Below are 14,182 nucleotides of genomic sequence, written 5' to 3' on the forward strand. Positions count from 1 at the left end.
GGAGGGGGAGTGCCCAAGTGAGTCAAGAGAATAGACTTGAGAAGACGAACCGGATCAACCTTTTGTTTGATTTTTACGAAGCGCTGCTGACGGAAAAGCAGCAGACTTTTTTACGATATTATTTTCTGGACGACTTTTCGCTCGGCGAAATCGCCGCGGAGTTTGAAATTAGCCGCCAAGCGGTGTTCGAGCACATTAAACGGGCCGAAGGCATGCTGGAAACGTATGAAGAGAAGCTCGGGCTGCTTAAGAAGCACGAGGCGCGCAGCGGCGTATTGTCCCGCCTGGAGAAGCTGGTGGAAGGCAGCGCGATGTCGGCGTCCGATAAAGAAGAAGCGAAAAATTTGCTTCGCCGGGCGGAGCAATTGTAATATGGCGTTAGGAAACAAATTTTAGCGAATGGAGGTGACGGCAACATGGCATTCGAAGGATTGACGAGCCGGCTGCAGAGCGTGTTCAGCAAGCTGCGGGGCAAGGGCAAGGTTTCGGAAGACGACGTCAACGAAGCGATGCGCGAGGTCCGGCTGGCTCTGCTGGAGGCGGACGTCAACTTTAAAGTCGTCAAGGAATTCATCGCCAAAGTCAAGGAGAAGGCCGTCGGCAAGGAAGTGATGGAGAGCTTCACGCCGGGCATGGTCATCATCGACATCGTCAACAAGGAACTGACCGAGCTGATGGGCGGCAGTCAAGCTAGGCTAGCCCAAAGCAACCGTCCTCCGACCGTCGTTATGATGGCGGGCTTGCAGGGGGCCGGGAAGACAACGACATCGGCCAAGCTGGCAAAGCTGCTGCTGAAAGAAAACCACCGGCCGCTCCTGGTGGCCGGAGACATATACCGTCCGGCCGCGATCAAGCAGCTGCAGGTACTGGGCGAACAGATCAAGGTGCCGGTGTTTACGCTGCCGGAAGGCAACAGCCCGGTGGAGATCGCCCGTCAGGCGCTGCAGCACGCAAAGGACAACGGCAACGATTATTTGCTGATCGACACCGCGGGCCGGCTGCATATCGATGAGGAGCTGATGGAAGAGCTGCGGCAAATCCATGAGGTGACGAAGCCGGACGAAGTGCTGCTGGTCGTCGATGCGATGACCGGTCAGGACGCCGTTAACGTCGCCGAAAGCTTTAACCAGCAGCTCACCTTGACGGGGGTCGTGCTGACGAAGCTGGACGGCGATACCCGGGGCGGGGCCGCGCTGTCGGTTAAAGCGGTCACCGGCTGCCCGATCAAGTTCGCCGCGCTCGGCGAGAAGATCGATGCTCTTGAACCGTTTCATCCCGAGCGGATGGCTTCGCGGATTTTGGGCATGGGCGACATGCTGTCGCTGATCGAGAAAGCCCAGGCCAACATCGACGCCGAAAAAGCGAAGGAAATGGAACGGAAAATGCGCAACGCGGAATTTACGTTCGACGATTTCCTGGAGCAGATGGATCAGGTGAAGAAGCTGGGTCCGCTGGATCAGCTCCTGGACATGATTCCGGGCATGGGCAAGATGAAGCAGATGAAGGACATCAAGGTCGACGAGAAGCAAATGGGCCGGGTGGAAGCCATCGTGCATTCGATGACCAAAGCGGAGAAGCAAAATCCGGACATGATCAACCACAGCCGCCGCAAGCGGATCGCCGCCGGAAGCGGGACGACGCTGGCCGACGTCAACCGCCTGATCAAGCAGTTTGACGAGATGCGCCGGATGATGAAGCAGTTCTCCGACATGATGGGCCCGAAAGGCAAAGGCAATAAAATGATGAAGCAGCTGAGCAAAGCCGGAAAAGGCATGCGCTTCCCGTTCCGTTAATCGGCGGATCATTTATTTTTTGAAGGAGGTGAATTTCGTGGCAGTTCGTATTCGCTTGAAACGTATTGGTGCTCATAAAGCTCCTTTTTACCGCGTCGTGGTATCGAATTCCCGTTCCCCGCGTGACGGCCGTTTTATCGAGGAGATCGGTTACTACAACCCGGTTGCACAGCCGGCTGTAGTTAACATCGACGAAGAGAAGGCGCTCAAATGGCTCCAAAACGGCGCGCAAGCATCCGATACCGTTCGCAATCTGCTGAGCAAAGCAGGCGTAATGAAGAAGTTTCATGAGCTCAGACAGCAGAAATAATTGCTGATTCGGAGGGTCGTAAGTGGAACAATTAGTCAGCGTTATCGCGAAGGCTCTTGTTGACCATCCGGACGATGTTCGTGTGGAGGTTGTGGAGAAGGATCACCTGGTTGTCTATGAGCTGTCCGTGCATCCCAACGATGTGGGGAAAGTGATCGGCAAGCAGGGGAGAATCGCCAAAGCGCTCCGCACGGTCGTAACATCGGCAGCGGTCAAGATGGATAAGCGGGTTTCCGTGGACATCATGTCTTAAACAACCTCTTATAGATGTACGAAAGCGGGTTAGGATGTTTGTCCTAGCCCTTTTTCGTACATGCTGAAGCGTAAAGGACACGGTGTTAAGGATACTATGGCTATTATGAAATAAGGCTTTTAAAGCGGCTGGATGTTTCCCTGGGTTGCAGCCTCAGCCGTTTATAATACTGGGAGGTTGTTATGTCGAATTCTTTGTTGACGGTTGGTAAAATCGTAAATACGCACGGGATCCGCGGTGAGTTGAAGGTGCTGCTGCAAACGGATTTTCCGGATGTCCGGTTTGCACCGAAAAACCGTCTTCTGATCATTCACCCGGAGAGCGGGGAACAGTTGGCGGTCACGGTGCAATCGTCAAGACCGTACAAACAGATGTATATTGTAAAATTCAATGAATTTTCCGATATTAATGAAGTTGAAAAATTTAAAGGCCGGGATTTAAAAGTAACGAAAGCGGAGTCGGTGGAATTGCCGGAAAACGAGTATTATTTCCATGAAATCATCGGCTGCCGCGTCGTCAGCGACGAAGGCGAGGACCTCGGCGTGATCGAGGAGATTTTGCGTCCGGGAGCGAACGATGTGTGGGTCGCCAAGCTGCCTTCCGGCAAACAGCTGCTGCTGCCCGTTATCGACGACGTCGTGCTGGACGTAAACGTTCAGGACAAGCTGGTCAAAGTTCATCTGATGGAAGGGCTGTTGTAGGATGCGCGTGGATGTGCTGACGCTTTTTCCGGAAATGTTTGCAGGCGTGTTCGGCAGCAGCATTCTCGGCAAAGCGCAGGAAAAAGGAATCGTTGCGCTAAATGCGATCAATTTCCGGGAATATTCGGGCAATAAGCATGGGACCGTAGACGATACGCCGTATGGCGGCGGAGGCGGGATGGTGCTGAAGCCGGAACCGATCTTCGCGGCGGTAGAAGCTGTATTGGAAGGGAAGCATGGTGATGCCGGGGCGAAGACCCGCTCACCGCGGGTTATTTTGATGTGTCCGCAGGGCGAGGCTTTTACGCAGAAGAAGGCCGAGGAGCTTGCCGCCGAGGAACATCTGATCTTTATTTGCGGCCACTACGAAGGATACGATGAACGGATTCGCGAACATCTCGTAACCGACGAAATATCGATCGGCGATTATGTACTGACCGGCGGCGAGCTGCCGGCGATGGTCGTGATCGACAGCGTGACCCGGCTTCTCCCGGGCGTGCTGGGGAATGAAATGAGTGCGGTCACCGACTCCTTCAGCACCGGAATGCTGGAGTATCCCCATTACACGAGACCTGCGGAGTTTCGCGGCTGGAAGGTGCCCGATATTCTGCTCAGCGGACATCATGCCAATGTGGAGGAATGGCGGCGAAAAGAAGCGCTTCGGCGCACCCTTTTGCGCCGCCCGGACCTGCTTGAGAAGCTGGAATTATCGCCTCAGGATTTGAAATGGCTGGAGCAAATGAAAGCTCATCCTCCGGAAATTAAGGATTGAGCAATTTATCTATGTCTGTGTCCGATGTGACCGTCAATCTCTTCAAGGTCATTAGCCGATCCCCGGGTTTTACGAAGCCCTGGTAGACGGTGAAGGCCATTCGATAACCGTTTTCCTGGAGATAGTAAATCATCTGCCGGGTCTTTTCTCCGAATGGGTAGGCGAAGTAAGGAGAGTCGACCACCTTTTCTTTCATCAAGGCAATATCTTTTTCCACTAACGAAGGGTCTTGTCCCGCAGCTTTCATTACCCCGCATTTCTCAAAGCCTTTGCGATGCAGATCGTAAGTATGGCTGTGAAACTCGAACACATCTCGAGCAGACTCCATTTCTTCCTTCGATAAAAACGTTTTTTTGGCGGGGTCAAAGGTTTGAGTCTGCTCTTTCAACTTACTGCCGATGACAAAAATGGCTGCTTTATATCCGTATTTTTTGAGGATCGGGTAGGCATATATATAGTTGTTTTGATATCCGTCATCAAACGTAATGACAACGGTTTTGGCCGGGAGGGAGATCTGCCCCCTGACGTATTGTTCCAGTTCGCTTAGCGAAGCCGTATAGTACCCGTGGTCATGTAGATAAGCCATATCTTGTTCGAAAGCCTCCAAATTGATGACGGATTCGTTGCCCGGATACTTATTGTATTTCTTTGGCGTGATGTAGTGATACATGAGTACGGCAACTTGCTCGGCGGTGCCGGGTTTGACGGAAAAACCTTCGGGCAGCTTAGGGTATACTTCATGCTTTTTGTGGGTCAAGGTAAACATTGTATTTTTGACCATGCCCCATGAGGTGCAAGCCTTTCGCGATAATACGTTGCTCGGATGGGTCACCGCCACCGCATAGATCAGCACCAGAATGGCCAGCGAGAATAATGCATACTGTGAGATTCTTTTTCTCATTCCTTGATAAACTCCTATCCTGTCTAATTGTCCAACATATCTATTCTATATGGTCTTAAAAAAAATGGGTTACGATTTGTTTGCAATTTGGGGTGAAATGGAGAATCGGCGATCAACGCACGTTTAAACGTTATTTTATTGGGAAAATTTTCGCAGTTATGCGCGTCTAACTCTTGCAAGGGTGCATGTCTATAGCGTATAATAACATATGTCGCTATTCATAAGCGTTGGGCCAACGGTACGGAAACGTTGATACAATGCTTAGTATCATCGGGGTATGGCGCAGTCAGGTAGCGCGCACCCTTGGGGTGGGTGAGGCCGTGGGTTCGAATCCCGCTACTCCGATTTAAACTGATAATATCAGGGGGTTTCACTGCTTTCTGATGAACAAAAAAGAATGCGGTCGATAGCAGAAACGGTTTTGCAAAAAAAGGCCACACCTTATACCAGATTAACATCTGTTATAGGGGGTGGTCTTTTCTGTAGTTAAAACCTAGCATTAAATCTCTAAATGAGTTTCATCAATCTAATAATCAGCGCTTGACAGGGAGGGCCGGTAAGCGATCATGGCAAGAAATAGCGGCAGATCAATACCCGCTGTCCGGACGCTTTGCACGATTATCCCGTTTGATCCGGAAGCAGAGAGAAGATAAATTTAGGAGAAGAAAATAGGTTTGGGAGAAGCAGACCTGTTCGAGATCGTTAGACAGGTTTGTGAGAAGGGGGTTTAGGAGAAGTGAAGCAGTCCTGAAGGGAAGAATGGGGCAAGACACCGGGAAAATGAAAGGACCGTGATTAGCCCCCACCCCCTCCCCCCTGAACAAGAGGGATAATCGTGCAAAGCAGCATGCAGGGATACTAAGACATTTTGTGAAAATAGGCTGCATACCTTTGTCGGGGCAGTCTTCTTATGGAAATATAGACTAATTCTGTAGACCTATTTTGCCGATAATGATAATATGGTGGAAAATATAGGTTTGGGGGAATGTTTGAGTGAAATTGAATACTGCAACAAAAATTCTGATGGTTGGATCTCTCATTTTTTTATTGGGCATCTTCTATAATTCCTTTTTTAGTTTAGGAATCATCGAACTTAATGTTGGCAATTATCAAGTACATAATTTTCTGCTGAGTCTGGCCAATGGTATTTTTGCTGTCACAGTTCTTATCTTCTCCGTCTCTTTCTTAAAAGCCCAAAATAAGAGAGGGAAATAATCATGAATTCATTGCTTGATGAAATCATTGAAGAACAAGATGAAAAAAATAAATCTAATGATAACTCAAACTCCAGTTCAATAGGCTCAGCATTACATTATGTTGGGATTGCTTTTATAGGATTAGGTTTACTAGCGGGAGTAATTGTAATCGCCTTATTGAAAGACCCGGATTCAGGTGCTTATTTTCCTGATCCTCATCCATTAAGATGGTTATATGGCATTGGAATAATTATTTCTACATCGATAAGCGGGCTTTTATTTATGGGGTTTTCTGAAGTGATCAAATTGTTAATCAGTATTAGGGACAATACTAAAAGTAAATAATTTTCCAACCGCCAACTTTGGCGGTTTTTTCACTCAATCGCATTTTACGACTAGAATATTTGCGTAGGGAAAGTTGTTAATATGAATGGGGATATTTTTCTATGGTGATATTAACGGAGGAATAAAATGATTGTATCTCAATATTGTTGCGCTTAACGCTACAAATAACTTAAAACAGAAAAATGCGGCAGTATCCAAAAATTCAGAAAAATTGTCATCAGGTCTAAGGATAAATAGGGCTGCAGATGATGCAGCAGGATTAAAAGCCGGTCCATCCGGTGAAGACGGGCATTTTTTTATGAAAAAGGGATATGATTAGAATGACGAGGTATAAGTTAGCCCCTTTAAAAAATTAGATTTTCCTTGCTATGCCTATGGAATTATGATAAAATTCTCCTTGTTGTGAATTCGGTGGTCCGCTGCGGATGATGAAGGAGAACATGGGGTTCTCCGGAAGAGGCATGAACACCTGAGTGGAAGGAGGGAGTCATAGATGAATATCGTACAAGCGATTACGCAAGAACAACTTCGCAAAGATATTCCGAGCTTTCGTCCTGGTGACACTTTGAAAGTGTTCGTTAAGGTTATCGAGGGATCTCGTGAACGTGTCCAATTGTTCGAAGGTGTTGTTATCAAGCGTCGCGGCGGCGGAATCAGCGAAACTTTTACGGTTCGTAAAATTTCCAACGGTGTAGGCGTGGAAAGAACTTTCCCGCTTCATTCCCCGAAAATCGATAAAATCGAAGTGGCTCGCCGTGGTAAAGTGCGTCGTGCGAAGTTGTACTATCTTCGTGCATTGCGCGGTAAAGCAGCGAGAATTAAAGAAGTGCGTCGTTAATTTGTTTAACGAACAGGGGGCTTGTATCCATTCAAGCCCTTTTGCTGTTTTTAACGGAGGAATTTCGTTTACATATTCCAAAACAAAGTGAGGTCGCGGTCCATGGAAAAGCATGAGCAACCAAACCATCCGGACGATCGGGAAGTGCCGGGGCAGTTGAATGATCACGAATCAAGCCCAGCGGAAACGGCACCCGCCCCTGCTTCGGGCAAAAAACAATCGAGCGAGGCCATGGAGTGGCTTAAAGCGATCGTCATCGCGGTCGTGCTCGTTCTTGTGATTCGTTGGCTTTTCTTTGCGCCGTTTATTGTAGATGGTCCCTCGATGCAGCCGAATTTTCATACGGGCGAAAGAATTATCGTAAACAAAATCATTTACGATATCCGTCAGCCGAAGCATGGGGAGGTCATCGTGTTCCACGTCCCGTCCGAAGGGCGCGACTTCATCAAGCGGGTGATCGGCGTTCCGGGCGATACCGTAAAGGTCGAAGGCGATACCGTCACGGTCAACGGGCAGGTCGTGGATGAAACTTACATTAAAGAAGCGGTAAATGCGAAGCATAACAACAATGAGCTTTATAATACGGAAGCGGATTTCCCGAATGAGCGGGTTTCCGATGGAACCGTGCCTGAAGGATATGTTTTCGTGCTTGGGGATAACCGCTCCAACAGCACGGACAGCCGGAGCATCGGCTATGTGCCGTTTGGCGACATCGTAGGAAGGGCCGATCTGGTGTTCTGGCCGCTACAGGAGCTCCATTTCATTAAGCATTAAAATCTGCGGCTAGAGGGCCATTCTCGGAAGCTAGAGGTGAAGGAACATGACAATACAATGGTTTCCCGGGCATATGACCAGGGCCCGCCGGCAAATTCAGGAGAAGCTGAAGCTGATCGACGTGGTGATCGAATTGCTTGACGCCCGGCTTCCCTTATCGAGCCGGAACCCGATGATCGACGAGATCCTGCAGGGAAAACCGCGGCTGATCGTTTTAAATAAAGCGGATTTGGCCGATCCCGCGGTGACCAGGCAGTGGATCGCGTTTTTTAAGCAGGAAGGGCACACCGCCGTCGAGGCGGACGCTTCCAGCGGCCGAGGGATCAAGGAGATCCCGCAGCTGGCCAAAGAGCTGCTCAAGGATAAAATCGAAAAACAACTCGCCAAAGGCATTAATCCGCGCGCAGTGCGGGCCCTGATCGTCGGCATTCCCAATGTCGGCAAGTCGACGCTCATTAACCGGCTGGCCGGGAAGAGCATTGCGGCGACCGGAGACCGCCCTGGCGTCACCAAAGGGCAGCAGTGGATCAAAGTCGGCACCGAAATGGAGCTGCTGGACACGCCGGGGATTTTGTGGCCCAAATTCGAGGATCAAAACGTTGGTTACCGCCTTGCCGTAACGGGGGCGATCCGGGAAGAGATTTTGAATGCCGAGGATATCGCTTTTTTCGCGGTAAAATATTTGGCCAGATATTACTGGGAGCCGTTCAAAGACAGATTCGAGCTTGAGCAGCCTCCCGGCGATTTTGAAGACCCGGATGAAATCGTCGCCATTATGGAAGCGGTTGGCCGGAAACGGGGCTGTTTGCAAAGCGGCGGCCGGGTTGACCTTGAAAAAGCTTCAAAAATCCTGCTTCGCGAGCTGCGGGCCGGAAAAATGGGCCGATATTCGCTGGAGGAGCCGAACGTATAAGCCGAAAGGCGGCGAGCCCGCTCCACAGAGATAATTGTTAATTTTCGCTGAAAATCATCCAGAATTTATCGAAATATCCTATTCCCTGCCGATATATAGTTTGAAGGGAGGGAAGAAGGGCGGAGAATGCGTATTCCGCGATTTCCGGCCGCGCTTCGGCCGTCTCCCGGGAATGGTGGCAAGCTTCGGCGGATTCCATCCATCGCCAAGCAGGCAAAAAGGATAACGTATTCCTGAAGATGGCTCTGGATATTTACTTTAGCGGCAGGCCGCCCGAAGAGAAGCGAAAGATGATCTCGGAACTAAGAACCATATGAATTCCGCACACCGCAAGGACCAGTCGGACTATTTTGAGCGGATCCAGAAAAGTTTGGAGCAGGCGCTTGCGGCCGCGGAGAAAGACCGGCAAGAAAAGGCGGAAAAAGGCGAGAAGGACGGCAAGGAAGCCGGATCGGCCGGTCAAGTCAACGAAGACGGAGACGAGGTCATCATCTCGGAAGCCGCCCGGCAGTACGCTGAACGGGCAACCACGTCGGAGTCAAATCCGGCAGCTCCGGCAGCAGAGGAACAGGCTGAGGCGAAAGAAACGTAATAAGCGCAAGTCCCGGACATTTGGTTCGGGGCTTGCGCTATTTTAGTGGAGATGCGATTTGCGCGATTTACTCATTATTCTAAATAATCTATAATTTACCTATACACTGGCATATTTAAACTAATATATGAATGATTTCCTAGGATTAAGATTCCGTCAGCTTTTTCTTGTAAATCAAACAAAGCCAAAGGAGATGGAAAGTATGAGTACGCGTCGCTTAATCAAGAACGGTTGCGTGTTGACGATGGACAGCTCTTTAGGAACCCTTCGGAAAGCCGACATCTGATCGAGGATTCTTTGATCGTAACGATTCAAGCTGACCTTGACGTATCGGATATTGAGGTCATTGATGCCACGGACATGATTGTCATGCCGGGATTCGTGGACACCAATCGTCATGTCTGGGAGTCTTTATTGCGGACTATCGGCGCGGATTGGTCACTGCCGGCTTATCTGCAAAGCATTTATTATGGCGGACTCGGCAGCAGATTGCGGCCCGCGGACAGTTATGCCGCCAATTTGCTGGGAGCATTGGAAGCGCTTAACGCCGGGGTGACAACCGTTTTGGACTGGACGATGATTTATTCGCCCGATCATGCTGACGAACTGATTCGCGGCTTGCGGGATTCCGGCATACGCGCCGTATTCGCCTATGGTGTCTCCGGTGAAACCGATTATTGGAGCCGTGACAGCCAAAAGATTTTCCCGGAAGACGTATACCGTGTCAAAAAGGAATATTTTGCTTCCGATGATCAATTGTTGACGATGGGGCTGGCGATTAGAGGGCCTGAGTTTAGCAGTTGGGAGGCAACGGTCCGAGAAATCGGGCTTGCCCGGGAGCTGGGCGCGTTATGCTCCATGCATGTTGGTTTCGGCAGTTGGGGAGCGGACGACCGCTCTGTTGAGAAGCTTTATAAAGCCGGCTTGCTCGGTCCGGATTTGAATATGGTGCACGCCAACACGATGGGCTTTGACGAATACAAGCTGCTGGCGGATGCAGGGGCGTCGCTATCCGTTACGCCGGAAGTGGAAATGATGATGGGGCACGGCTATCCCGCCACCGGGCACTTCCTTGAGAATGGCGGTACGCCCGCGCTTGGCGTGGATGTCGTGACCTCAACCGGAGGGGACATGTTCACGCAAATGAAATTCGCGCTGCAGGCGGAGCGGGCAAGAGTGAACCAGGATATTTTGGCCTCGAAAAACATGCCCGGCGAATTAAATTTGCAGGCCGGACAAGTGTTGCATTTTGCTACCGCTGCAGGAGCCAAAGCTTTGAGATTGGACCATAAAATCGGCACCTTGGCTCCGGGGAAAGAAGCCGACCTTATTTTGATTCGGACGACAGATTTGAACCTATTTCCCGTATCTGATCCTATAGGCGCTGTCGTGCAATTTGCCAACCCGGGCAACGTGGACGCCGTATTTGTGGCCGGTCGTCCGGTGAAACGGCACGGGCGGCTTCTCAATGTCGACTTGAACCATATTCGCAAACTTGCCAATGAAAGCAGACAACATCTCTTGGCCTCGTCTGCCGGTGCAAATAAGAAACCTTAAAAGCGATTAAACAAACTCTAAAAAATTAAAAGAACTCTATATTTTTCAAACGTGTTAACCGATAAAAGATTTAGCGTCCGTAGGGCAAGGACCAAACGCTTGATAAAATGTCCGGTACCCCTTAAGCTTAGAACAGGGTTAAATCGTGAAGGAGGCACTATGGACGATCTGCTATCCTATGAAAGAGAGTATTGGTCCTCGTACCGCTGCATAGCCGGAATCGACGAGGTTGGCCGGGGATGCCTGTTCGGCGACGTAGTGGCTGCGGCGGTGATTTTGCCGCAGGATTTGCAGCTTGAGGACGTAAATGATTCAAAAAAGTTAAGCCCGAAAAAGCGGGAAAAGCTGTATGATCTCATTATGGAAGAAGCGGTAGCGGTCGGGATCGGGTATGCCGATGCGGCGACGATCGACCGGATCAATATTAAGCAGGCCAGCCGGCTGGCGATGAAGCGGGCGGTGGAGCAACTTGCCGTGGCCCCGGAATTTTTACTGGTGGATGCCGAAAAGGTCGATGTCGACATTCCGCAGCTGGCGGTCATTAAAGGAGATGCGACAAGCCAGTCGATCGCGGCGGCCTCCATTATCGCCAAGGTAACGCGCGATCGGCTTTGCCAGGGCGAGTGGGATGCGCGTTATCCCGAATACGGCATCGCGGTACATAAAGGGTATGCTACCAAGCTGCATCGAGAGCAACTCCTGGCCCTTGGGCCGACGCCGATGCATCGGAAAAGTTTTCTGGGCAATTTGTTTGCCGAGGAGCAAACGTTGTTTTAAGAGGTAGTTCAAAAAGCTGGAAACTTGACTTTTTGTACTTGCACTTTAACCAACCCGCCGAAGCGATGGCGGGTTTTCCAATATGTTTTGAGGCAAGGGGGGAGTTTCATGAATATCGGGCCGTTGCTGCGCAGTATGATGGGAAATGCCCAGGCGGGGGAACCCAAAACTCTGGAACTGAAAACAGGGCAGGTGGTCCGCGGAACGGTTTTGTCCGTATCCGAAAACGGTCAGGAAGCCGTCATTCAGGTGCAGGGCGTGAAGCTGCACGCCGCGTTGGAAACACCGATGCGCCCGGGGGAAACGACTTTGCTGCAGGTTCAGCCGGAATCCAAAGACGGGCTGGCGGTGCTGAGGCCGATGAGTTCCCTTCCGGGCGCCGAGCTGTCGGCGGCTTCCCTGGCCAAAGCGTTGCAATCATTAGGACTGGAAGATACGGCGACGAACCGCGAGCTGCTGCAGTTGATGCAAAAAAGCGGTTTGCCGTTGACGAAGGAGAACGTATCGCAGATCTTGCAGGTGTCCGGGCAAAAGCCGGGCGGCGTACCGCTGTCGGAGTGGATTCAGGCGGCCGGCATCGCTTTTAGCCGGGGGCTGCCGCTGACCGGGGAGACGGTGGCGGGACTGCATCAGGCGGTGTTTGGGCCGCCGCTGCACGCGTTATTGTCTGCGCTGGACGAGCAGATTGCAAACTTTCTTAGCCAGACGGCTGGGAACTTGGACGGGACGGCCACGCCCGGATCAGGGACAAGCGGCGGAAGCGCCGGAGGAGCGGCAGCGCTGGGGCAGCAGGCTCAAGCTGGGTCAAATGCTGCCACATTGACGGATACGGCATCCTCGGGTTCGGGAGCGGCCGCGATGAGCGCTGCGGCAGGTGGTGCCGGGGCGGCGGGAGCTTCCGCCCAGCCGAATCAAGCGGCCGGACTCGTGCAGATGGCGCTGCGGGGAGCGCTTGCCGAAGCTGCAGAGGGGCAAACGCCGCAGCCGGGAACTCCGGGCGGCAGCGCTGCGGCCAGCCTGTCCGGCGGCGCTTTGGTGGCGAAGCTGCAGGCGGTGCTGGCGGTGCTGGATGCGGCCATGCTGCAGGAGGGCATGGCCGAGGCGGCGCCCGGGCGTGGGACGGGCGCCGGCGGGGCTGCTCCCAGCGCGGGAACGCTGGGAGGGAGCGGCGCCGCCGCCGGAGGCGCGGCGGCAGCGCCGCAGGCGCAGGGCGAAGGGGCCGCTGGCCCTTCGCCGGCGGGCACGCGTCCCACCCCCGCGGCGGAGCCGTGGGTGGGGCGCGTGCTGAAGCTGCTCGGTGCGGAGCACGAGCAGCAGGTGCGCGCGGCCGCGCCTAGCGCAGCGGCGGCGCCGGCGCAAGCGCAAGAAGCGCCGCCTGCGGCGGGCGCTTCGGCGAAGCACGCCGGGGGCGCGGAGCTCCCCGGCGGCCAGGCGCCCGGCAGCGCGCCTGCGGCCGCGCCGGGCGGGGCCACAGGCGGCGCTGCGCCGGCCTCGACCCCGGCCCCAGCGAGCGCCGGGGAGGCGGCTGCCATGCGCAGCTCCGCCTTCGGCGTCTCCAGCGCATCAGCCGCCCCTAATGCCGCCGGCGGGGCCGCGCAGGACACGCTCAAAGGCCTGCTGCTGCAGATAGCGGCGGCCGACGATCTGCCCGCGCCGCTCCAGGAGGCGGCGCGGCAGCTAGTGCAGCAGCTGACCGGCCAGCAGCTGCTGCTCAATACCGACCGCACCGCGCCGTTTGCGCAGGTGACCATGTTCCTGCCTTTTTTCGGACCGGACGGCAAGCAAACCGCCTCGGTGCATATCGAATCGCGCCGCGGGCGCAAAGGCGAGCTGGACCCGGCCAACTGCCGCCTGTGGTTTGACCTGCAGATGAAGACGCTCGGCCAAATTATGGTCGACGTGCAGGTCGCCGACAAAAAGGTGCTGCTGAAAATATTCAGCGAGCAGGAAGCGACCGGCGCGTTCCTTGAATCCCGGCAAGAGGAGATCAGCGAAGCGTTGTCCAGCGCCGGTTACCGTCTGCTGTCCTTGAAGTCGGAGCCGTTGATCCCAAAGGAGAGCGAGGAAGGCGGCGCAGCGGATTTCAGCCTGCCGCTGACTTATGCCCCGAGCCCGTATAAAGGGGTGGATTACCGCGTATGAGCGAACAGCCGAAGCAGCCAAACCTTGCGTTTAAAAAAGCGGTTGCCCTCAAGTACGATCCCGGGCAGGGGGAGGCTCCGGTCGTCGCCGCCAAAGGAAGCGGCCTGCTGGCCGAGCGCATTTTGGAGACGGCGAAGGAGCACGGCATTCCCGTGCAGGAGGATGCGGCGCTGGTCGAGGTGCTTTCCAAGCTCGATCTGGACCAGCAGATCCCTGCGGAATTATACGATCTGGTGGCGGAAATTCTTACCTTTATATACCGGTCCGACAAAATGGCGGAAAGAAGGATGTTCCTTGAATAACCGGGAGTTAAAACCT

Annotated in this window: 15 protein-coding genes, 1 tRNA gene and 2 pseudogenes; 17 read left to right on the forward strand and 1 reads right to left on the reverse strand. The window is 53.1% G+C overall.

Annotated elements, in window-relative coordinates; translation table 11 throughout:
• Window positions 1–17: 17 nt before the first annotated feature.
• The 6 genes from DYE26_RS03375 (at window position 18) to trmD (ending at window position 3,829) form a co-directional block, all read left to right on the forward strand.
• Window positions 18–371 (forward strand): putative DNA-binding protein, encoded by a 354-nt coding sequence (locus DYE26_RS03375; RefSeq protein ID WP_036622180.1) that lies wholly within the window; start codon window positions 18–20, stop codon window positions 369–371.
• Between the two features lie 45 nt (window positions 372–416).
• Window positions 417–1,793 (forward strand): signal recognition particle protein, encoded by a 1,377-nt coding sequence (gene ffh, locus DYE26_RS03380; protein ID WP_036622181.1) that lies wholly within the window; start codon window positions 417–419, stop codon window positions 1,791–1,793.
• 37 nt (window positions 1,794–1,830) lie between these two features.
• Window positions 1,831–2,103, forward strand: a complete 273-nt coding sequence (gene rpsP, locus DYE26_RS03385; RefSeq protein WP_036622182.1) for a 30S ribosomal protein S16 — start codon at window positions 1,831–1,833, stop codon at window positions 2,101–2,103.
• Window positions 2,104–2,125: 22 nt separating this feature from the next.
• Window positions 2,126–2,356 (forward strand): KH domain-containing protein, encoded by a 231-nt coding sequence (locus DYE26_RS03390; RefSeq protein ID WP_036622184.1) that lies wholly within the window; start codon window positions 2,126–2,128, stop codon window positions 2,354–2,356.
• A 182-nt stretch (window positions 2,357–2,538) separates the two neighbouring features.
• Entirely contained in the window at window positions 2,539–3,057 is a 519-nt protein-coding gene (rimM, locus tag DYE26_RS03395) for a ribosome maturation factor RimM (protein ID WP_036622186.1), read from the forward strand.
• 1 nt (window position 3,058) lies between these two features.
• Window positions 3,059–3,829, forward strand: coding sequence for a tRNA (guanosine(37)-N1)-methyltransferase TrmD (gene trmD, locus DYE26_RS03400; protein ID WP_036622188.1), 771 nt, complete (start codon window positions 3,059–3,061; stop codon window positions 3,827–3,829).
• Here trmD and DYE26_RS03405 read toward each other — a convergent pair.
• Window positions 3,819–4,730, reverse strand: coding sequence for a polysaccharide deacetylase family protein (locus DYE26_RS03405; protein WP_036622189.1), 912 nt, complete (start codon window positions 4,728–4,730; stop codon window positions 3,819–3,821). The two genes, trmD and DYE26_RS03405, sit on opposite strands and share 11 nt — an antisense overlap.
• A 271-nt stretch (window positions 4,731–5,001) precedes the next feature.
• Between DYE26_RS03405 and DYE26_RS03410 the strand changes: the two genes are divergently transcribed.
• The 11 genes and pseudogenes from DYE26_RS03410 to DYE26_RS03465 all read left to right on the forward strand — a co-directional run bounded on the left by DYE26_RS03410 (window position 5,002) and on the right by DYE26_RS03465 (window position 14,166).
• Window positions 5,002–5,075, forward strand: a tRNA-Pro gene (locus DYE26_RS03410).
• A gap of 872 nt (window positions 5,076–5,947) precedes the next feature.
• A complete protein-coding gene (locus DYE26_RS03420) occupies window positions 5,948–6,271 on the forward strand; it encodes a hypothetical protein (RefSeq protein ID WP_036622193.1) in 324 nt (107 codons plus the stop codon).
• Window positions 6,272–6,401: 130 nt separating this feature from the next.
• Window positions 6,402–6,533 (forward strand): annotated as a pseudogene (locus DYE26_RS03425) (flagellin N-terminal helical domain-containing protein); the annotation flags it as partial.
• Window positions 6,534–6,764: 231 nt separating this feature from the next.
• A complete protein-coding gene (gene rplS, locus DYE26_RS03430) occupies window positions 6,765–7,109 on the forward strand; it encodes a 50S ribosomal protein L19 (RefSeq protein WP_036622198.1) in 345 nt (114 codons plus the stop codon).
• A 231-nt stretch (window positions 7,110–7,340) separates the two neighbouring features.
• Window positions 7,341–7,883 carry a signal peptidase I gene (gene lepB, locus DYE26_RS03435; protein WP_227872864.1) on the forward strand — a complete coding sequence of 181 codons (543 nt, stop codon included), beginning with the start codon at window positions 7,341–7,343 and terminating at the stop codon, window positions 7,881–7,883.
• A 46-nt stretch (window positions 7,884–7,929) separates the two neighbouring features.
• Window positions 7,930–8,796 carry a ribosome biogenesis GTPase YlqF gene (gene ylqF, locus DYE26_RS03440; RefSeq protein ID WP_036622202.1) on the forward strand — a complete coding sequence of 289 codons (867 nt, stop codon included), beginning with the start codon at window positions 7,930–7,932 and terminating at the stop codon, window positions 8,794–8,796.
• Window positions 8,797–9,109: 313 nt separating this feature from the next.
• Window positions 9,110–9,388, forward strand: a complete 279-nt coding sequence (locus DYE26_RS03445) for a hypothetical protein (protein WP_036622203.1) — start codon at window positions 9,110–9,112, stop codon at window positions 9,386–9,388.
• A 202-nt stretch (window positions 9,389–9,590) separates the two neighbouring features.
• Window positions 9,591–10,945 (forward strand): annotated as a pseudogene (locus tag DYE26_RS03450) (amidohydrolase family protein).
• Between the two features lie 102 nt (window positions 10,946–11,047).
• Window positions 11,048–11,722: a ribonuclease HII gene (locus tag DYE26_RS03455; RefSeq protein ID WP_255310318.1), complete on the forward strand. Its 675-nt coding sequence runs from the start codon at window positions 11,048–11,050 to the stop codon at window positions 11,720–11,722.
• A gap of 108 nt (window positions 11,723–11,830) precedes the next feature.
• Entirely contained in the window at window positions 11,831–13,864 is a 2,034-nt protein-coding gene (locus DYE26_RS03460) for a flagellar hook-length control protein FliK (protein WP_115311171.1), read from the forward strand.
• Window positions 13,861–14,166 (forward strand): EscU/YscU/HrcU family type III secretion system export apparatus switch protein, encoded by a 306-nt coding sequence (locus DYE26_RS03465; RefSeq protein WP_036622211.1) that lies wholly within the window; start codon window positions 13,861–13,863, stop codon window positions 14,164–14,166. The genes DYE26_RS03460 and DYE26_RS03465 overlap by 4 nt, the downstream gene beginning before the upstream one ends.
• Window positions 14,167–14,182: the final 16 nt, after the last annotated feature.

It is taken from the genome of Paenibacillus macerans (assembly GCF_900454495.1).
GTDB lineage: Bacteria > Bacillota > Bacilli > Paenibacillales > Paenibacillaceae > Fontibacillus > Fontibacillus macerans.